Here is a 20,456-nt window from a genome sequence, read left to right on the forward strand (position 1 = left end):
TCCTTTACACGTGATGTTTCCCACTCTCGCCGGAAGTCCGTGTGTGATCACCCCTCCAAGACTTCACAAATTACCGCGGCGGTCATTCAATGCCCATAGCGGCCACCGCCTGTGGAGCGGTTTAGCACAAACATTTTTTTGATTACCGGTCGCGGATCAGGTCCGACGACATGGCGATGCGCTGCTTGCCGCGACCGCCAACCAAAAAAATCTCTGCCTAATGCGAATAGCGGTTTTATGTAGATTCAACCTCGACAAGTGCTTTGCCGCGCTCGCATGGGACCGCGGCCTGTCCTCCATATGGTTCACATAATCACAGCGTCTTCAAGAATCGCAGAAGCGTCTCGGGCGGCTGGTATCGCGCTCGCTTCACTGCTGGCGGATTCAACCGAGCGAGGGCGCGCTCCTTCATCTTGAGGTCCGCCTCGACGTACATGTGCGTCGTCGTCGGGCTCTCGTGACCAAGCCATAACGCAATCTCCGTAGGCCATACACCGGACTGAAGCATCGCCATTGCAGTCGAATGCCTGATGCGGTGCGGTGATACCTTGACATCGGCGAGTTCGGGATGTTGATCCGACGCGGCTTTGGTCGCCAGCTTCAATCGCTGAGAGACGGTGGCCCGGTTCATTTCGTTTCCCTGACGGGTTGGCAGCAGCGGCGATCGCTCGGTTAGTTGTGGGTTACGGCCAAGCCAATCGCGAATATCTCGGGCTGTGCTCCTCCAAAGTGGCAGTGACCGCTGCTTGCGTCCCTTACCATGCAAATGAATGAAGGAGGTCGGGCCGAGGATGACATCGCTGACCCGGACACCGACGATCTCCGATACGCGAGCGCCGGTGTTTGAGATAGGCTGAAGAAAGTGGAGATCAATGTTTCGTAGAATGAGCGAAATGGAGATCAAATGAATCGAGGACCGAAAGGCCGCTACACGAAGGAGTTTCGCGAGCAGGCGGTGAAGCTCGTTCTTGTCGATGGACTGTCGCAGCGAGAAGTTGCGGGCCGATTATCTTTGTCGGTTAAAACGCTTGGCGCGTGGGTCGTTGCCGAGCGAAAAGGGACGCTAACGAAGGTAGGCGAGACGCAAAAGCCGCAGAGCGAGTTGGAGGCGGAATTGGCGCGGGTCAAGCGCGAGCTGGCGACGGTCACGATGGAGCGCGATATTTTAAAAAAAGCGACGGTCTATTTCGCGAAGGAGTCGCGGTGAGATGTGACCGGATCGAAACGATGCGACAGGACTACCCGATTTCCGTGCTGTGCCGTGTGTTTGAGCTAGGGGCCAGCAGTTTCTACGCTTGGCGCCGACGGCTCGACTCGCCACGTGCACAAGAGAACGCGCGCCTTGAAATCGAGATTGTAGCGGCGCACGAACGAACTCGGCAAACGTATGGGCGCGAGCGATTGCAGGCGGATCTGCTTGATCATGGCGTGTGCGTTGGCCTTCACCGCATTAGGCGCATTCGCACCAAGCTGGGACTGCGTTGCAAGCAGAAGCGCAAGTTCAGAAACACGACGGATTCGAAGCACGATTTGCCAGTCGCACCGAATTTGCTGGAACGCAACTTCGACATGAGCATGCCGAACCAGGCCTGGGTGAGCGATATCACGTACGTGTGGACAGATGAGGGCTGGTTGTATCTAGCCGGCATCAAGGATCTGTTCAACGGCGAGCTGGTCGGCTACGCCATGAGCGAACGTATGACCCGCACCTTGGTAATGCAGGCGCTATTTGCCGCGGTCGCACTTAAACGGCCCGCAGCCGGTTTGATCCTACATTCGGATCGTGGCAGTCAATATTGTTCGCATGACTATCGGGATCTAGCAAAGCAGTTCGGCATGACGATGTCCATGAGTCGCAAAGGCGATTGCTACGATAATGCGCCGATGGAAAGCTTCTGGGGGTCGCTCAAAAACGAACTCGTGCATCACCGCCGGTTCACGACGCGCGCCGAGGCCCGGCAGGCCATCACCGAATACATCGAGATCTTCTACAACCGGCAACGCAAGCAAGCCCGTCTTGACTATCTGTCGCCTGCTGCCTTCGTGCAGCGATTTTATAAAACGCGACTCGCGGCTTAACCCATTGCTCTCCACTATTGACGACCGACCTCAGTTATAGAGCAAGGTCAACAGTAGCCGGTCTCGATGGCCAAGCCAGCTCGCAGTCGAGATGTCCATGATTGCCAGCATCTGCTCCCTTGACAGAAAGCCGATCATTGGCCTGTCGAAGCGTTTCGTTGGAACTGCCAGCGCCTGCTCGATGACACGCAGGTTAGCGAGATCGCGCCGAGCGGCGAACCGCAGGAACGACCGAATAGCTGCAAGCCGAATATTTCGGCTGCGTACCGTGTTGTGCCGATCTCGTTCTAGGTGCTCAAGGAAACTTGCCAGGAACTTTGCGTCAATGTCAGCCAACTGCAATGCCGACGGCGACTTGCCCAAGGATTGCTCGGCAAAGCGCAACATGAGCAAGAAGCCGTCGCGATAAGACGCGATGGTACGGGGGCTGAGTGCTCGCTGCTGCACCATGTAGTCGGTGAAGAATTCCTGCACCAAACCAGCGAAAGTGGGGAAGGTTGAGCTACGCATGACGCACCTCCTTCAGAGCGAAACTCTCGAACTTTGCGCCCACCATTGACATTAGTTCCGGCGTTCCGCTGAGGTACCAATAAGTGTCCGAGATGCTGGCATGGCCAAGGTAGGTGCATAACCAGAGCACGGCATGATCGACGGTCTGGCCGGTTTCATACCATCGCTGCAATCGAGCCACGGCGAAGCTGTGCCGAAGGTCCTGAATGCGCGGATGCGGGTAGTTCCCGCGTGCCTGCCAATTCAATTGCCGACGCAGTTGCACGAAGACGTCTTGAACCGTCCTCTTCGGCAGGCGGCATCCCGACTGCGACACGAAGAATGGCATGTCTTCGCGGGGTTCGATACATCGATCACGAACTTGTCGATAATCATTTAGCACTTGTACGACGGTGCTATGCAACGGTAGGCATCGCGACTTGCCGAACTTGGTGTGACGCACCGTCAAACAAGCACGTTGCAAATCTACGTCTACATCAAGAAGGTTCAAGGCTTCCGAGAGGCGAAGGCCAACCGCGGCGATAAGGCCGAACATTGTTCGGTAGGTCGCCGGACGCACTCCATCCAACGGAGGAAGGCGACCCGCCTGCTCGAGCAAATCGCGCACTTCCTGTGCGGTGTAAATGTGCGGTGCCAGCCGCCGGTGGCCTGGCCCAAACGTGTGTAAATCGGGGATCTCAGTGGCCGGCTGGAACTGGCGGTAATATGCCGCGAAAGGTCGAACGACTTCCAGCCTGCGAGCCCAGGTCACAGGCCCGGTGTGCCTAACATGCTCGCGCGCCCAGTCGAGTTGCAGCTCCAGCGTCAGAGGCCCTCGATGTCCGTGGGCATCCGCGTACCGTGCAAAGCGCATCAGTTGCTGGCCTGTGAAGCTCAGTTCGAAACCAAGCTGCCTGCGCTGTTTCAGATAGCGTTCAACAGCGAGCTGGACCGTGTCGGTGGATGTGCTCATATCACACCTCCAGGCCACGGCATTGCAACGGCCGCTAGGTGCACCATATCAACCTTGGTGTAAATCATTGACGTGTCGAGTTCGCGATGACGGAGCACATCGGCGATATCCTTTAGGGTGCTTCCGGTGGCGAGCAGCCGACTAGCCAATGCGTGACGCAATATGTGCACGCGCGTGTGGGGTAATCCGCTGCGCCGATAGGCTTCACGCACGATCTTACGTAGCACCTCCGGGCCGATCGGAACATCGACCGGAGCGACGTGACGCACAAAGACTCGCCTGCTGGCCGTCGGAGGTCGCTCCACGCGGAGATAGATTGCGATGGCTTGACCCGTGGTCTGCGGCAACGGTAGCACGTCCACGCGGCGCGACTTGTTCTTTGCAATGCGAAGCGTGCCCGTTTCCCAGTCGATGTCGTCCAGATCAATGCTGACAACTTCGCTGGCTCGCAGGCCCAGATCGACGAGACAGCGAACCATGGCGTAAGCACGATGCCCGGATGCCAACCCTTCTGGGAATGCGTGAAGCAATTGCACAACTTGCTGCTCCGACAGTGTCTGTGGCAATACCCCTAAACGATGGTTCGCAGGTGATGCGATGACTGGGATTAAGTGCGTTACGCTGTCCCCCAGCGTTGCCCGGTAGCGGAGGTACGCGCGCAGCGTGCTCGCTATTATCTGTGCACTGCCCGGGCGCAGTCCCTGAAGCCGAATATCGATAAACTGCCGCAACTCGTCTTGGGTTGGACAGATCACCAAGCGCGAGCTAACACCTTGGCGCTGTTGCAGGAAAGATTCCATGATCCTGAGACGTTGCGTTCGAGTGCTTCGTGCTAATCCACGTGCACGATTCATGTGTTCATCGAAGCGGCGGAGTTCGTCGTCGATCTTAGAAGCAACCTCGCCATTGTGTAGCACCTTGGCCTCGTTCAGCAAAACGAGCAGATGCCTCAGCGCCGCTCGAACCGTCCGGGCGTGTCTTTGCACTGGCGGTGGACAGGTACAGTGCGCGAGGTGTTCGGTGATAAACCGCCGAACAACATCGTCTGTAAGGTCGCATGCGGCAACTCGGGAGCGTCGCATCCAGCGGGCAAAGTGCGCGACGCTATACAGGTACATCGTTACGGTGTGGTCGGCGTAGCCTCGCCTAACGAGGTGCTGCCAATAGCCGGTGACGTACGGAGCGAGAACGCTGTCGCGCAACCACGAGGCCGGGACAGCGTGTAGCAAAGGAAACGTATCCATGATAGCTCCTGAAGGGATATTGCCACTACAGGAAACGCCCTTTTTTATGCGAAGTCCAGTTCGCCCGAACCAGCTGACGACCGCAATTCGACAGCACCGCTGCTAGACTAAATTCTGCTAAATCTACATAAAAACGCTGTTCGCATTAGATGCGCCGAGTACAGCGACAAACACGTGCGCACGAAACGCAACGCCACCGCGCCCGTCCAGGATCGGCATGGTGTGCCCGGCAAAGTCGGCAAACAGCTTCTCGCCGGCGCGGTGTTGCTGGCGCATCGAACGTTTGAGCGTCTGCGCCCAGTCGCGGTAGCGCTGGCAGAACTGGGTGTAGCGGTAGGTGCGCTCGCCGAGGTGCGCCTCAACGTACTCCTCCCACAATAGTTGCAGCGTCACGTTTGCCCGCCGCAACTCGCGATGAACCAGCGCGTAGTCCAGGTCGACACGTCGGGCCTGCGAATTCTGATCGGCCGGCAGGCTCAGCTTGGCCTCGAGTTCATCGTCAGCCAGCGGTTCGACGCTCGCCCAGTCCAGATCGGCAGCGCTTGCACGCGCTGCATACGCCGATATCGCTCCCACGCTGATACCCGCGGCCCGGCTGATCTGGCGGTGCGACAAGCCGCACACCCACTTCAGCCGCAGGACTTCTTTCAATTTGCGCATGCTCATCCGATGTGCCGGCATTTACCTGTCCCCTATAAAAGAGACAAGGCTAACGCCCGTCGTTGATGTCATGCGCAACACCACCGCCAGACCGAAATAGCGTTCCCGTTTCGGTCCGGTGATCACTCATTCCGGAAGCGTGATCACCTGTTTCGGCAAGATGATCAGTCGTTTCGGAAACGGGTGATCAGCGATCACCATCAACCGAAATGCCTGATCACGTTCCTCCGGATTCACTGATCACGTTCAACCGGAATCCGTGATCACGTTCGCCGAAATACGCAGAATCGCGATGAAAGGCCGTCGGATGCGACCTCGCATGCCTGCTGAAGCACTGCATCGATTCGATGCGCTTTCAGCGCCGCTAGGCCAAAGTTGGCTGCGAGCGCGTGTTGATGACGCAGACGCTTCGCGGAAAGCTGCAACGCGCTTCGAATGGTTTCTTGCGGCGACAAGGGTTCGGTCATGATGAGCTGCTAGATGAAGCAGAGCCGGAATTCGGCCGCTCTAACGAAACACCGAAGAACGAACAAAACTATGAAAGATAAAATAACTGATTATCGGTTAATTGCGGTACGAAAGCTGCTTTAAAACTACGAAACCAGGCATGCTTTCTTTCGCTATGACCGACCCTATCCTAAACAATCTTTGTCAAAACTGGTCCATGCGAAGACTTCATTCTTCGAACGCACCTAAGCGCGTGATGGTAGTTGATGACTTCCCGGCAGCTGCAGAGGCACTCGCTACATTTCTAAGCTTAGAAGGCTTGGACGCTCGCGTCGCATTCGGCGGAGAGGAGGCTCTGAGCCAAGCCGCATCATGGCTGCCAGACATTATCATTTTAGACATTCATATGCCCAGGTGCGATGGCTTCACCACGGCTGCGCTGCTTCGCAAGGAAGCTAAATCCTCAGCCATTGGCATTGTCGCGTTGACCGCCATCGATGCCGATGAAGTGAGACAACGCGCTGCAGTCGGAGAATTCGACGGCTACTGTCAAAAAAGGTGCGTCTCCGACGATCCTGCTCAGCCTTTTGAACCAGATGTGGTAGTCCAGCACTCGCTGCGTCTACACCTGCCTGGTCCAACGGCACGAGGCACCATGGGCGAAATCCGGCAGACACGGGCAGTGATTCGGGAAAGCATTACTCGACGGCGTTGGGGTGCGGGCGGCGAGCTGGCTGCTGCTTATCATAGCCCTACTGACCGGTAACAAACGCCCGACTATAAAACCAACATGCAGAGCCGACAGGCCAGTTACGAGAGAAACGCTACCAAGGCGGTAAGGTGGTTCCCGCGTTGGTTTAAGGCCCGGCATGTCTGGGCTTTTTCCCGTGCGCCATCGCTGAGTAGGAGCAGTTGAAGCCCCGAGGGTGACGATGGTCTATAGCGTTCCCAGCGGAAATGTTTAAAAAAGTGCCCCAAACGGGGCGTAAGGTGTCGACTCTGGGTTTAAGCAACCGCGCAGGAGATTTCCAAAAACTTGACCGGCCCAACATAGCCAGATACCTCGGAATCATCGTCCTGCGGGTTCTTCAAGTCGGAACGTGTGCGGATCCAGGGGCAAGATATTTTTTACCGTTCCGGCAAACGAATAGAGTTTTGCAGCAGCTCGCGTCGATCGGCTTGCTTAGCCATTTTTTTATTCGGAGTTTCTGCTTGCACCCATCATTTGCCATCAAGCTCAACTGGCCGCAAATTCAATCTTGGGCTGTGCTGAGGCCTTTCGCAAGTTTATTGCGCTGAAGATGATGGGCTTCGAACTGCGAATTTCGGGCAACAATCGCCCAAGCGATTCGGGCGAATTTGTTTGCGAGGGCGCACGCGACCACGCTCGACGGGCGGCGCGCGCTGAGCGCGCGGACCCATTCAGCAAGTGGCCCCGACTCCTTAGGCAGGCGAAACATATAAAGGCGTGCGCATAGGACGAGCAGCGTGCGAAGGTCTTTGTCACCGCGTTTGCTTATCCCGATAAGCGTCACTATCCCACCAGTACTACGCTGGCGCGGAGTGAGACCAAGCGAAGCGGCGAAATCACGCCCACATGAAAACTGTGATCCATTTCCGAGCTCACCTATCAACGCGCTTGCAGTGATAGGGCCAATCCCCGGAATCGAAAGGAGCCTCTGCCCAGCAGGGTCGCCATTCAGAAGCCGGATCATCTGCTTTTCTAAGTCTCTGATGGCAGCGCTTGCTTGCGCGACCGCTGTTCCAGCTGGCTTAGAAGACTCGCGATGCCCAAGGGCAACTGTCCTTCTCCCGTCACCACAGCTAGGCGTTGCGCCGTAAACATCCCCCGTGACGCGGCGATCCCAAATTCGAGCAAAAACGCCTGAATTTGGTTATTCAAGACGACTCGCTCGCGCACGAGCGATTGGCGGACCCGGTGCAGGGCAGATATGGTTTGTTGTTCTTCGGTTTTTGGCGACACAAAGCGCATTGTTGGCCTGGATGCCGCCTCGCAGATCGCCTCCGCATCGATGAAGTCGTTCTTATTGTTTTTGACAAACGCTCGTACGAAGCGGGGAGATATCAGCCGGGGAGCGTGGCCCATCCGAGCGACCTGCCTAGACAGAAAGTGAGAGCCTGGACAAGCTTCCATCGCAACCGTACAGGGCGGCAAATTGCCGAAAAATTCGAAAATTTGGGATCGCGCAATTTTCTTTCTCATGACGGCGTGGCCGCTACCGTCTTGACAATAAACATGAAACACATGTTTGCCCAAGTCAACGCCAACTAGTGTGATCTCGTTCACCGCTGCCCCCTCGGTACTTGACCGCCCCCCCCGCGCGAATCTTCCCCGTCGAAAAATTGTCCTGCCATATGCACGGCGAATCACCTGACAAATTGCGGTGCCCCCTAAAGTTTCGGACAGAGGGGCCGAAAACCCAAATAAGCGGCCGAAATGACGGGCGCTCGCGATGAAGCAAAAGCGTCACGCACCCATTCCTAACAACGTGCCATACGAGGAAACATCATGATCGGTATTAATAGCAACATCAACTCGCTGGTTGCTCAGCAAAACCTGAACGGCACGCAAAGCGCGCTGTCGTCGGCAATCACGCGTCTGTCGTCGGGCAAGCGCATCAACAGCGCAGCAGACGATGCGGCCGGTCAGGCCATCGCTTCGCGCATGACGACCCAGATCAATGGATTGAACCAGGGTGTGTCGAACGCGAATGACGGTGTGTCGATGACGCAAACGGCATCGAGCGGCTTGAACCAGATCACGGACAACCTGCAACGTATTCGCCAATTGGCAGTTCAGGCATCGAGCGGTTCGCTGTCGACATCGGACCAGGCAGCTTTGCAAAAAGAAGTGACGCAGCGGATTGCTGAAGTGAACCGTATCGCTTCGCAGACTCAATACAACGGCACAAACGTGCTGGATGGCTCGGCTGGCAACGTCAGCTTCCAGGTTGGCGCGAACGTCGGTCAGACGATCAGCATCGACTTGAGCAATGGCGTGTCCGCAGCAAAGCTCGGCGGCGGTGTTCCGCAGTCGGGTTCGACGATCGGCTCGATCACGGGCGTGAGCCTGAAAGCTGATGGTACGGCAGCAACGTCCAACGCCGCCATCACGACGGTTAATGTGCTGGCCGACGGCAAGGGCGGCTTCACATTCACCGACCAAAACAATCAGGCTTTGTCGTCGGCGGCGTCGACAGCGCTGTTTGGCACGAGCACGAAGGGTAGTGGCTTGCCGCTGACCTTGACCGCAGCAGCCAGCTCCGCATTCACGCCGCCGGTTCAGGCAACGGCTCAAAGCGCTGCTGCGACCTCCCTTGCAACGATCAGCACGACGAACGGCGCAACGGCTGGAACGGGCAGCAATCCATACGCGGCCAACAACGTCAATCTGGGACAAGTCACGGGCGTGGCGCTTAATGCAGACGGCACCGCAGCAACGGGTGCAACGGCGGCGATCACCTCAATCAACGTGCTGGCTGATGGCAACGGCGGATTCAAGTTCACTGACCAGGGCGGCAACGCACTGAGCGGTGCGGCAGCGGCGCTCTTCACTTCGACTGCAGGCACGGGTACGCCTCCGGCCGGTAGCACGCTCGCCTTTACGGCCGGCGGCGCGCTCGGCGCAACCGCACCCACAGGCTTCGGCAACGCCAATGAACTGGCAGCCAAGGCAGGCATGTCGACGGTCAACGCCGACAACAACCCGCCGCAAGTGTCGGGCATCGACCTGACGCAACCGAACGGTGCAAACTTGGCTATCGAATCGATCGACGCAGCTTTGAACACGGTCAACGGCATCCAGGCTAACCTCGGCGCAGCACAGAACCGCTTCACGTCGATCTCGGCCACGCAAACGGCTCAATCGACGAACTTGTCAACCGCTCAGTCGCAAATTACCGACGCCAACTTCGCGCAGGAAACGGCTAATCTGAGCAAGGCGCAAGTGTTGCAACAAGCGGGTATCTCGGTGCTGGCACAGGCCAACTCGCTGCCGCAACAGGTTCTGAAGCTCCTCGGCTAAGCATTCACCGAAAGCTAACCGGCGCGCATACCGTTACAATGCGCGCCGGTTGATACACTGGCATCACAGCGGTGGTTGCAGCAACAAAAGAAGCACAAAAACCGCTGGGAGGCTTGCCTCCCAATTGACGTTTTCGCGTTTTAACCACTGTTTTCGGTAATGCACGAACGGAGCAATGAATGAGCACGATAACCACATCGTCAACCGGTTCCACCGTTGACCCGAACAGCGCCCTACAGCAGGCTGCACAGTCAATCATCAGCGGCTCCACCGGCTCGACCGCAGATGTGAACGCGCTTGTCTCAGCGATCGTTGGCGCAAAAGTCGCACCGCAAACAGACGCGATCACTAATAAGACCAACACGGACAACACCCAGCTCACGGCGCTTGGCCAGTTGAAATCGGTCATGTCCTTGCTTCAAAGTTCGCTTACATCGCTTTCTGACGGCACGACCATGTCCGCCTTCACGGCAACCGGCGATGGCAAGGGAATCACCGCTAAGGGTACCGCAGGCGCGGTAGCGGGCTCTTATACGGTTCAGGTATCCAATATTGCGACGTCGCAGTCGATTACCTCGGGCGCATTTAAAACAACCGACACGCTCGGAACCGGCACGATGACGCTGTCAGTCGGCGGCAAAAGCATGTCGGTCAACGTCACATCGAGCAACAACACGCTCGCCGGCATTGCCGCTGCAATCAACTCAGGTATCGGTAATCCTGGTGTTACGGCTGCAATTGTGAACGGCACGGACGGGGCGCACTTGGTATTGCGTTCAGCGACGACGGGAGTTGCGAACGGCATCAACGTCTCCATAGCAGGCGCAGGGTCGACCGACACACTGAATAATCTCGCAGTGACTTCAGGCACCGTTCCGGCGCCCGCGAGTAGCAAGGAAACTGCCGGAAATTACACCGGCGCCGCGACAAGTGTCACGGCGGGCGCATGGACGCAAAGCGTGGCCGGACAAGACGCCAACTTTTCGATTGAGGGCACACCCGGAACGAGCGCAAGCAATACGATCACTACCGCGCTCAGCGGCCTGTCCATGACACTTGACTCAACCTCCGTCGGCACGACGCAGACACTCACCGTTGCGCCGGATACTACGGGCCAAGCAAGCGCCATCAATGCGTTTGTCACCGCTTACAATAATCTCGTCACAACAGCTACGTCGCTGACGACGTTTGATGCAACACAGGCAAAAGGCTCTCAAGGCGGCGCGCTGCTGGGCGACTCAATGCTCAACACCATTCGCAACACGCTAGCGAGCGCGATCAGCGGCGGCGTGGGCACGGGTTCCTCAGCGGTGAATCTCGGGTCGATTGGCATTACGCTGCAACCGGACGGAACGCTCAAAACTGACTCCGACGCATTGACCGCCGCACTGACGAACGATCCAACCACGGTCTCTAAGCTTTTTAATTCGACCAACGGCCTTGGAACCACCATGAATGGCAGCTTGACGTCGTTCCTGGCGACAGGTGGCATCATGGATACGCGCACGACTGCGCTCAACAGCGACCTAGCGAGTCTGAAGGACCAGCAAACACAACTTACCGCGTACACCGCCCAATTGACGACGTCGTACAACGATCAGTTCACAGCATTGAACACACTGATGTCGCAATCGACAAGCAATGCCAACTACCTGACGGCGCTCTTTGGCGGCACCAACAGTGCGGGTGCACTAGCAACCAATAAGTAAAGGGAGGAAAAGCGATGAACCAGCAAGAACTGATTGCCCAGGCGTGGGCACTGACCGAAGCGATAGAGCAAGCTGCAGCCGACAACGACTGGCTTGGCGCCGCGCAACTCACGAATACGCGCTCGCCTTTACTAATGGCGCTTCAGGCTGACCAGCCCAACGATTCCATGATTAAAATCCGACGGATCCAGACGAGCATTGCCATGATCATGGACATGGCGGCATCGGCAGAAACGACGTTGATGAATAGATACCGGAACTCGATTGAACGCGCATGCGCCGCTAGCCGATACCAACGAGCCGCCCAGTTCTGACAGAGTCGCTATCAAGTAACGAAGGTGCCGCGAAAACTTCCAGCTCCGTGCTAAAAGCCTGTTCAGCTTGCCACGAAATCTTTGTCCAGTTTGAAGAAACACGCAACCTGTCGCGGCAACTTTCATGCAGCGGTTCTACTGAAGTAAAGACGCTGCTTTACCCGTAAGCGTCCACGGATTCCCGCTGACCTCGACGTCGCCCGGCGCAGTAGATCGTGTTCGACAGTGGGCCACCGACTATTGCGATCGACGCTGGTTAATCGCGCTCGCTTGCGAGTACCCGCACGATGTCCTCGGCAAACTCAAGTGCGACCGCTTCCAACTCTGGTGATTCGCCTGAAAAATCCCGCGGCAAGCTCTTACCTCGCGCAGTACGAATCGAGATGACTGTCTGGGCAAGAACCGTTGCCTGTGCCATGAGCTCAGCATCGCCGAAGAACATCGGTCCATCGTTCATCGCATCTCCGCGTCGGCACTCACACTCATCCAGACCTTCCCTGAACTGAGAATACTGCCTCGCCGCTTACCCGGCAAACGCCAGCGTCGATTCGGCCGGCACAATTTTCCCTTGCTCATCGGCACGGGACAGAGACAACAACATCGACTGATCATTGAATCGGAATGCGCAGAGAAGATGGGGTGCTGCGGCGAGCTTCAGCACCTGAGCCATTGTGAGGGTAACAAGAATGTCCGCCACCTTCAAAGAGAGCCCGAGCCGCGCTTGACCAACGGCGCGATCGGCACGCAGCATCTTCTGCGCAAGCATGATGTACGAGAGGTTGATTTCTCGAATGGAGTCGGCGGAATCATTTTTAGTATTCATGGCCTTCGCTTACGACATCAGATGAGAGTGGTGAACGCCCGGAAAATGATACCGGAAATTCTTAATAGCTCGTTACATCTCGTAACAAGAGATCATTCTCTGTTCCATCAGATCAATAAGCAAGGACCTGCAGTCATTTATCTTTTTATGCGGATGCTTAAGCAGTATCTATTGCCAACCTATGGGGGCGTCAAGCTTCGATCGGCCTTCGGAACGCTATGACGCAATAGCACTGCGAAATATTGACGTCATGCTATTGTAAGTATTGGGTGACGTCTTTCATGTCTTCTCGACCGACCATACTGTGTCCGCCGTAACTACCGCGTACGCGTCAATCCTTCAGCAAACGTGCAGCGTCAATGAGGATGGCCCGCGATTTTTCTAAAGCTGCTTGCGGATGACCGAGCGATAAGCGAGCTCTCGCCGTTTTTATCTCATCGTTGATACTGGGATCGCCGTCACAAATTACGGCGATCGACGAAAACAGCGCTTCAATATCCTTGCTTAGTTGGTCGTCGTGGCGCTGTTTAGCGCGATCCTGAAGCGGTCTGATCGATATCCACAGCGTTTCGAGCTGCGCTAGCCTTTCAATGGTTGCCAAAAGTGCCTCCCGTCAGTCTCTTACGAGCAACGGCGATGTTACGGACGCGGGAGTTCACGTAAAACGCATTCGCACGAAAATGCAGGGCGAAAACAGCAAGGTGAGAGATCATTTATTCGGTCGGTTGTATGCAAAATGTAAAATGCACGTGCTATGAAATGACGCAAAACCGTCAGTATTAGGCAAAATCTTCTGAAAGTCCGGCACGATTATCATGTTGTTCGTTGGAAAGCCGCTCGGCGGATCCGACGACATAGCTGCGATTGGGGCCGAAAACGCAGGCCAGCGCTTTCGGGACCATTGTAGGACGCTTTGCTCCACGGAATTCAGCCTACCCTTTTGCTAGCGATTGAGCTTTCGTGACTTAAAGGAACAAGCCACCTCCGCGGATTCCGGTTACACCTAGATGAGGAGATGAGGCGATAAATCAGTCCGCCAGCCTCGGCGTTCACACTGCCCTCAGTCGCTAGGCCCGACAACTGTGGGCTCAGCCTTCAGGCCGCTCGCAAATCGATTCGCCTGCAACCGCATCGGGCGCTTTGTCCACAAGGCGTCGCACGCACTGCATTGCTTGAAGAATTGCCCCCAATCGGACTTCGCGAAGTTGCCGGTCATGCTCGTTCACAATGACAGCAAGCCCATCCATCACATCGCCAGGAAAACTCCAATCCCCCGTTTGCGCACCCTTGACTAGCACGCGGTTCAGGCTGACCTCGGCTTTAGCAAGCTCCGATATTGCCAGTGCGCCGTGCCCCGCCTCGGTTACGTAGGTTGTCAGCAAGAGCGCCTGCGCCATAGCGACAGCTTCCGATCGCCCACTGCTCTGCCGGCGGATGCTTTCCAGCGCGATCCTGACGCCAAGAATGATGGCGTCGGCGTCCGACGCAACCATGGGCAGGAATAGACCTTTCGCGTGACGCTGCGGGGACGAGCCTCTATGCGTCTGCTTGCGTTTCTTGGATGCGGTCATGTTTTCGTCGTCGCTGGAGTTAGGCGAAGCGAAAGGTTCTCGCTATCGCAATGTATTTGCATACAATAACTTTGGTGACTATATGCCACTTCTCTTCAACCATTTAAGCCGGTCGGCTTGGCAAGTTGCGGACTCACGGGCGGGGTCATCGTGGCGACAAAGATGTCGACTACATCAGCCAGTTGCGTGTCCTTAAATAATCCGTATAAAAGATCGCCATCGTGTAGTGATAGGACGACCCTGCTCCAGAACTCGCGCACCACGCAATGGATAAGCTTTGAATGAACTACAGCGTTGAGGATTACTTGCCAGTCGTTGTCTCGCGATGGCGGAAATCGATTTGGAACGTGACGGTACCGGATGGTGCGCTCGCGAGAGGGTATTTCATCATTCCATGCTTGAGCCAACACGCTGCGATGGACATTGCTCTGCAACTTGCGCACGCATACGACCGGCCAGTCCACGTTTGCGACTGAAAAAGCGGCGACCCCAAATTACAAGAAGCTGTAGCCGACCTGTTGTGCAAATCCATAAAGACGAAACTATCGTGCTCGCCCTGCTCCAAGCTCGGCGCCACCTAAAATGATCGGGCGTAGGCCACCCGACCCGGGCAGCTAATTCTTTCGAAAACGGACGCCCCATTGCCAATGGCTTCTAGCGGCTTACTCGCAAAGCTTCAGCTTGATTTGAACGTAAATTGACGTCAAGCTTCACGCCTCGCGATTCATTGAGCCGCGACCCTAGATACCCAAAAGTCTGTAAAGAGAGTGCGCTACCGCACATCGCCAAGCTAAGCGGCTCCACGATCTCGTTGTACGTCATGGGCACATCCCGAAGGTGGAATTGGGAATAGGAAAGCGCGTTGTGACGATCAGCACCGCTTTTCTCAGGCTAGGCACAGTCGCTGCTTAGTGAGGCCAACAAGCGACGAAACTTGATCCATGAACACACCTGCAGTGAGGTTAATAGTAATCGGCGGCTCGCTAGGCGGCCTAGACGCATTTTGTCAAATCGTCCGGGTCCTCCCTTATGACTTCGCCGGCACGATCGCATTCGTTTTGCACACGCCCTCAGACGGTCCTAGACTTCTTCCTGAGATCATCGGACGCTTTACTTCACTACCGACCTCGTATGCTGTCGACGGGCAGGAGATTAGAGCTGGACATATATATTGCGCCCCTCCCGCATTTCATCTGACAGTCAAGTCGCCTGGAAACTTCGCGCTCGACGATGGCCCCAAAGTCAATCACGTACGTCCGTCCGCAAACAGGCTTTTCGAAACGGCTGCGCATGTGTATGGCAGTGATTTAATCGGGGTTATTGTGACGGGCGGAGACGGCGACGGCGCCGATGGATTCAGGGCAATTGATGCAAGCAATGGGCTACGGATCGTGCAGGCTCCTGCCGACGCACGGGACCCGGGTATGCCCCTGTCTGCGCTAGAGCGGGATCATCCTAACTACTGTGTACCGCTCGCGGAAATCGGTCCCTTGCTCATTTCCCTGATCGATGCGCCATCTCAGGCGCCGCATATCAAATAAGGGTTGGACTAAACGGCATTCCATGCGTTGTCGCACCTTCAAAAAGGTGCTCTTCCTCCCCCGCACGCTCGACGAGAGGAACCATCACAAGCGAGGCGGATCTTTAATTATCGAAGTCCTGCTATCTCGATTGTGAGGATCGTGTATTGAGGCTACCCATCTTTTCGCTTGCCAAGCGCGGCAATGATGAGTAGCCGCCAGCGTTGGCGTAAATTAAGCCTCCGCTGACAGCCAAAGTGGACGCACTACAGAGATTGCGGTGACATTCTCTCGCTCGACCGACTATTCATCAAAAACCGATGCGCACCCCTCCTGTCAAGCTGTATGACGTACGCCGGGCGGCGACCTCGGTTTGGGCACCTGCGAACAGATATCCCTGCTTCGCAACCCGCAATGTTCCGCCCAGACCAAACTGACCGAACACTCGTCCTGAGTGCGGCGCCTGCACGCTTAACGGTTGGCCGACCAGCGACCCGTCAATGCTGGTGCGAATGAGACTACCGGTGTCCGTTCCAATTGCCACGTTGAATTTATAGGTGGCAAATTGCATCAGTGGATCTTGGGAGATCGACCCGCCAGACAATCCGGCCAGCAAGCGCGTCCCGCTTGCGGAATAGTCGCTCAGCGTAAGAGCCGACACGGATGCGTCGCCTTCATTGCTGCCATCACGTTGGATATGCTGGAAGAGCGCGCGTGCAAAGGGTTCTATGCGGTAATTGCTCAAAAGGACAGGCAAGCGCACGCCCAGACTTGCGAGGATATCGTGCCCGTGATTGCCCGTCGACAGACCGTTTGTTGTTCCGATCACATCGGAGCGGTCGCTGCTCCAGCTTTGCGTGCCGTAGCCGAACACGCCGTCCATCAAGACATTCCCGACAGACTGCTGACCGTAAATAAAGCCCAAATTGTCTTGAATTGAGCCTGACCCACCGTCAGTCGAGACGACCACATCAGCGTGCGAGAATCCAACGCCGACACGCGTCGCAGCACTGCGCATGATGTCGGCGCCAACTGTGACCTGGTTGTTACGCGCTGTAAAACCCGAAGCATGCTCGTCGGACGACGTATGGTCGTTTGTGTGCGATACGTTCGCCCAAAGCATTTCTCCGTGCGTTGCATCAGTTGCAGGCCCATTCATCAGGTGATCCGTTACCTGCTGTTGGGTTGCCCGACCGGCCTCTGGTGCTGCAGCGGCCATATCTGCATGGATTTCGCCTACGAGTCCTTTAGCCACTTGGGGCAATTGGGCCGCATCAGCTCCAGCGACCGCGTAAAGCAGCTGACTTTGACGGTCAGTCGCCGTGGCGGCGTCTTGCGATGTCATTGTTGCGTCAAGTAGTCCGGCGACCGACCTGACATTTCCGTTGCTGCCGGAGAGATATCCCGCATACGTCAGTGGCGTAACTCGCAAGTCGATGCTGTTGCTGCCCAGCACGTTGTAGAACGCCTGGAAGCGCGTCCCGGCAGCCAATCCTTCTGCCGGTTGGTCAAGCCCGCTGAAACGACCGGCGATACCGCCTTCGGCCGTGACGATGCGGTAAGTGTCGCCTAAGTTCGGCACGAAGGTATTCGATGCATTTCCAGTAATGTTCCGAAGCAGCGGCTGCAAGGTGCCGTTCGCGATAAATTGATGCCCTGCACCCGTGACCAGCAAGCGCGAGTAATTACCTGCGCCAGTACCCGTGCCGGTCCCATCGACGTCAGCTTCGAAGACACTACCGCTATTCATCGTGACGGTTCCATTCACGATAAGGGTGCCCGGCGAATTACCAGGAGCCAGCCTGCCATCGACATTCATTGAACCATTGACGAGGCCTACTCCGCGCAGTGTTCCTGCCGCGTAGACGCTTACATCGCTAATTAGGTCGCCATTAGCGCGCAACATTCCGTCTGCCACGCAAGTACCATGCGAAAGCGTTGCCGAACCGGTCATGCTGAGCGTTCCCTTACCCATCTTAGTAAAGCAAGAGGCGTCGCCCGAAGATGCAATTTGCCCGGAGAGAACCGTCGTCGTGCCCTCATCGACATTAACCCCTGACGCACCGGAGACGATGATCTGCTGCCCCGTCCCGAGCGTGGCTGTGGTGTTTAGCATTCCTCCATTGAGAACAATCGCACCGGTTCCAAGTGAAGATCCTGAATTGATCTGGATTACACCTCCGTTGATGAGCGTGCCGCCTGTAAAGGTGTTGTTTCCGCCGACGATAAGAGTGCCGCCGCCGTTCTTTTGGAGACCGCCCACTCCGCTCATATCGCCATTCTCGACGAGCGTAACGCCCGTCAGTGTGGTGAGCGAAGCGCCTTCCGCACCCAGAATCATGCCCCTGGCAGTTGTCATGGATTGGGTTACCGTCAGATCACCACCGTGAAAAGTGATTGCGTTCGACGGATCGCCCAGGTTTGCGTCGGACGAAACATGCAAGGATCCGCCATTCAGCGTGGTACCGCCTGTATAGGTGTTATTGCCACCCAAAACCAGTGTGCCGCCATTGACAGTCGTGCCGCCTTGATGCGAGGCAACACCGTCGAGCTCGAGCGTGCCTGCGCCGTTCTTGATGAGCCCTCCCGCACCGCTGACCGCCCCACTGTCAGTCGTCGTCGTGCCGCTGTCCGTATTGAATGTGCCGTTGCCCGCGAGCGTGATGTTGCGTGCGCTATTCACATCGCCGGTCGTGTGCAGCGTGCCGCCGTTAAGCGTCAGGTTGCTCGACGCATCGCCCAGGTTCGCATCTGATGAGACTTGCAAGGTACCGGGACCATTGACGCTCGTGCCGCCCGTATAGGTATTGTTGCCACCCAAAACCAGTGTGCCGCCGTTGACAGTCGTACCGCCTTGGTGCGAGGCAACACCGTCGAGCTCGAGCGTGCCTGCGCCGTTCTTGATGAGGCCTCCCGCACCGCTGACCGCCCCACTGTCGGTCGTCGTCGTGCCGCTGTCCGTATTGAATGTGCCGTTACCCGCGAGCGTGATGTTGCGTGCGCTATTCACATCGCCGGTCGTGTGCAGCGTGCCGCCGTTAAGCGTCAGGTTGCTCGACGCATCGCCCAGGTTCGCATCTGATGAGACTTGCAAGGTACCGGGACCATTGACGCTCGTGCCGCCCGTATAGGTATTGTTGCCACCCAAAACCAGTGTGCCGCCGTTGACAGTCGTACCGCCTTGGTGCGAGGCAACACCGTCGAGCTCGAGCGTGCCTGCGCCGTTCTTGATGAGGCCTCCCGCACCGCTGACCGCCCCACTGTCGGTCGTCGTCGTGCCGCTGTCCGTATTGAATGTGCCGTTACCCGCGAGCGTGATGTTGCGTGCGCTATTCACATCGCCGGTCGTGTGCAGCGTGCCGCCGTTAAGCGTCAGGTTGCTCGACGCATCGCCCAGGTTCGCATCTGATGAGACTTGCAAGGTACCGGGACCATTGACGCTCGTGCCGCCCGTATAGGTGTTGTTGCCACCCAAAACCAGTGTGCCGCCGTTGACAGTCGTGCCGCCTTGATGCGAGGCAACACCGTCGAGCTCGAGCGTGCCTGCGCCGTCCTTGATGAGGCCTCCCGCACCGCTGACCGCCCCACTGTCGGTCGTCGTCGTGCCGCTGTCCGTGTTGAATGTGCCGTTACCCGCGAGCGTGATGTTGCGTGCGCTATTCACATCGCCGGTCGTGTGCAGCGTGCCGCCGTTAAGCGTCAGGTTGCTCGACGCATCGCCCAGGTTCGCATCTGATGAGACTTGCAAGGTACCGGGACCATTGACGCTCGTGCCGCCCGTATAGGTATTGTTGCCACCCAAAACCAGTGTGCCGCCGTTGACAGTCGTGCCGCCTTGGTGCGAGGCAACACCGTCGAGCTCGAGCGTGCCTGCGCCGTTCTTGATGAGGCCTCCCGCACCGCTGACTGCCCCACTGTCAGTCGTCGTCGTGCCGCTGTCCGTGTTGAATGTGCCGTTACCCGCGAGCGTGATGTTGCGTGCGCTATTCACATCGCCGGTCGTGTGCAGCGTGCCGCCGTTAAGCGTCAGGTTGCTCGACGCATCGCCCAGGTTCGCATCTGATGAGACTTGCAAGGTACCGGGACCATTGACGCTCGTGCCGCCCGTATAGGTATTGTTGCCGCCCAAAACCAGTGTGCCGCCGTTGACAGTCGTACCGCCTTGGTGCGAGGCAACACCGTCGAGCTCAAGCGTGCCTGCGCCGTTCTTGATGAGGCCTCCCGCACCGCTGACCGCCCCACTGTCAGTCGTCGTCGTGCCACTATCCGTATTGAATGTGCCGTTGCCCGCGAGCGTGATGTTGCGTGCGCTGTTCACATCGCCAGTCGTGTGCAGCGTGCCGTCATTGAGAGTAATTGCGCCGGACGCTGCGCCGAGATTTGCATCCGAGCTTACGTTAAGAGTGCCGCCGCCGCGAACTGTAGTTCCGCCGCTGTACGAATTTGTGCCGGATAGTGTTTCCGAACCGCCGGCCACTGTAATGCCTCCGCCCCCCGCGATTTGGCCTCCAAAAGAACCGGACGCACCCGCTAAGGTAAGTGAGTTCGATCCCAACGACACTTGACCATTGCCGTTCAAGTT

General features: G+C 57.0%; 16 protein-coding genes and 2 pseudogenes. 6 read left to right on the forward strand and 12 right to left on the reverse strand.

Going from position 1 to position 20,456, the window contains the following annotated elements:
* Positions 1 to 313 precede the first annotated feature (313 nt).
* A complete protein-coding gene (locus AXG89_RS02180) occupies positions 314 to 904 on the reverse strand; it encodes a tyrosine-type recombinase/integrase (RefSeq protein WP_236873364.1) in 591 nt (196 codons plus the stop codon).
* On the opposite strand from AXG89_RS02180, the gene AXG89_RS02185 reads away from it, so the two are divergent.
* A protein-coding gene (locus tag AXG89_RS02185) for an IS3 family transposase (protein WP_119024612.1) occupies positions 905 to 2,079 on the forward strand; the annotation gives its coding sequence in 2 pieces (ribosomal slippage) (positions 905 to 1,178 and positions 1,178 to 2,079; 1,176 coding nt in all).
* A 30-nt stretch (positions 2,080 to 2,109) separates the two neighbouring features.
* Here AXG89_RS02185 and AXG89_RS02190 read toward each other — a convergent pair.
* The 5 genes and pseudogenes from AXG89_RS02190 to AXG89_RS02210 all read right to left on the reverse strand — a co-directional run bounded on the left by AXG89_RS02190 (position 2,110) and on the right by AXG89_RS02210 (position 5,912).
* Positions 2,110 to 2,589, reverse strand: a complete 480-nt coding sequence (locus tag AXG89_RS02190; RefSeq protein ID WP_062167502.1) for a tyrosine-type recombinase/integrase — start codon at positions 2,587 to 2,589, stop codon at positions 2,110 to 2,112.
* Entirely contained in the window at positions 2,582 to 3,541 is a 960-nt protein-coding gene (locus tag AXG89_RS02195; protein WP_062167504.1) for a tyrosine-type recombinase/integrase, read from the reverse strand. Before AXG89_RS02195 ends, AXG89_RS02190 begins: the two co-directional genes overlap by 8 nt.
* Positions 3,538 to 4,785 carry a tyrosine-type recombinase/integrase gene (locus tag AXG89_RS02200; protein ID WP_062167506.1) on the reverse strand — a complete coding sequence of 416 codons (1,248 nt, stop codon included), beginning with the start codon at positions 4,783 to 4,785 and terminating at the stop codon, positions 3,538 to 3,540. The genes AXG89_RS02195 and AXG89_RS02200 overlap by 4 nt, the downstream gene beginning before the upstream one ends.
* A gap of 144 nt (positions 4,786 to 4,929) precedes the next feature.
* Positions 4,930 to 5,466: pseudogene (locus AXG89_RS02205) on the reverse strand (IS21 family transposase); the annotation flags it as partial.
* 242 nt (positions 5,467 to 5,708) lie between these two features.
* On the reverse strand, positions 5,709 to 5,912 hold the full coding sequence (locus AXG89_RS02210; RefSeq protein ID WP_062167508.1) for a hypothetical protein: 204 nt from the start codon (positions 5,910 to 5,912) through the stop codon (positions 5,709 to 5,711).
* A 140-nt stretch (positions 5,913 to 6,052) separates the two neighbouring features.
* Between AXG89_RS02210 and AXG89_RS42940 the strand changes: the two genes are divergently transcribed.
* Entirely contained in the window at positions 6,053 to 6,658 is a 606-nt protein-coding gene (locus tag AXG89_RS42940) for a response regulator (protein WP_236873365.1), read from the forward strand.
* 487 nt (positions 6,659 to 7,145) lie between these two features.
* On the opposite strand, the pseudogene AXG89_RS02220 reads toward AXG89_RS42940, so the two are convergent.
* A pseudogene (locus AXG89_RS02220) lies at positions 7,146 to 8,200 on the reverse strand (IS110 family transposase).
* Positions 8,201 to 8,422: 222 nt separating this feature from the next.
* Here AXG89_RS02220 and AXG89_RS02225 point away from each other — a divergent pair.
* The 3 genes from AXG89_RS02225 (at position 8,423) to AXG89_RS02235 (ending at position 11,960) form a co-directional block, all read left to right on the forward strand.
* The gene (locus AXG89_RS02225; protein ID WP_062167510.1) at positions 8,423 to 9,937 is read left to right on the forward strand and encodes a flagellin N-terminal helical domain-containing protein; all 1,515 of its coding nucleotides are present in this window, start codon (positions 8,423 to 8,425) and stop codon (positions 9,935 to 9,937) included.
* Between the two features lie 179 nt (positions 9,938 to 10,116).
* Positions 10,117 to 11,646, forward strand: coding sequence for a flagellar filament capping protein FliD (fliD, locus tag AXG89_RS02230; RefSeq protein ID WP_062167512.1), 1,530 nt, complete (start codon positions 10,117 to 10,119; stop codon positions 11,644 to 11,646).
* Between the two features lie 14 nt (positions 11,647 to 11,660).
* Positions 11,661 to 11,960: a hypothetical protein gene (locus tag AXG89_RS02235; protein ID WP_062167514.1), complete on the forward strand. Its 300-nt coding sequence runs from the start codon at positions 11,661 to 11,663 to the stop codon at positions 11,958 to 11,960.
* 256 nt (positions 11,961 to 12,216) lie between these two features.
* Here AXG89_RS02235 and AXG89_RS02240 read toward each other — a convergent pair whose 3' ends face one another.
* The 4 genes from AXG89_RS02240 to AXG89_RS02255 all read right to left on the reverse strand — a co-directional run bounded on the left by AXG89_RS02240 (position 12,217) and on the right by AXG89_RS02255 (position 14,354).
* Positions 12,217 to 12,417 (reverse strand): hypothetical protein, encoded by a 201-nt coding sequence (locus AXG89_RS02240; protein WP_062167516.1) that lies wholly within the window; start codon positions 12,415 to 12,417, stop codon positions 12,217 to 12,219.
* Between the two features lie 66 nt (positions 12,418 to 12,483).
* On the reverse strand, positions 12,484 to 12,783 hold the full coding sequence (gene flhD / locus AXG89_RS02245) for a flagellar transcriptional regulator FlhD (RefSeq protein ID WP_062167518.1): 300 nt from the start codon (positions 12,781 to 12,783) through the stop codon (positions 12,484 to 12,486).
* Between the two features lie 331 nt (positions 12,784 to 13,114).
* On the reverse strand, positions 13,115 to 13,384 hold the full coding sequence (locus tag AXG89_RS02250; RefSeq protein ID WP_062167519.1) for a hypothetical protein: 270 nt from the start codon (positions 13,382 to 13,384) through the stop codon (positions 13,115 to 13,117).
* A 487-nt stretch (positions 13,385 to 13,871) separates the two neighbouring features.
* Positions 13,872 to 14,354, reverse strand: coding sequence for a hypothetical protein (locus AXG89_RS02255; RefSeq protein ID WP_069638334.1), 483 nt, complete (start codon positions 14,352 to 14,354; stop codon positions 13,872 to 13,874).
* A 941-nt stretch (positions 14,355 to 15,295) separates the two neighbouring features.
* On the opposite strand from AXG89_RS02255, the gene AXG89_RS44575 reads away from it, so the two are divergent.
* Positions 15,296 to 15,895, forward strand: a complete 600-nt coding sequence (locus AXG89_RS44575) for a chemotaxis protein CheB (RefSeq protein ID WP_062167525.1) — start codon at positions 15,296 to 15,298, stop codon at positions 15,893 to 15,895.
* A gap of 289 nt (positions 15,896 to 16,184) precedes the next feature.
* Here AXG89_RS44575 and AXG89_RS02270 read toward each other — a convergent pair whose 3' ends face one another.
* Positions 16,185 to 20,351 (reverse strand): beta strand repeat-containing protein, encoded by a 4,167-nt coding sequence (locus AXG89_RS02270; protein WP_062167526.1) that lies wholly within the window; start codon positions 20,349 to 20,351, stop codon positions 16,185 to 16,187.
* Positions 20,352 to 20,456 lie beyond the last annotated feature (105 nt).

The organism is Burkholderia sp. PAMC 26561, from assembly GCF_001557535.2.
Lineage (GTDB): Bacteria > Pseudomonadota > Gammaproteobacteria > Burkholderiales > Burkholderiaceae > Caballeronia.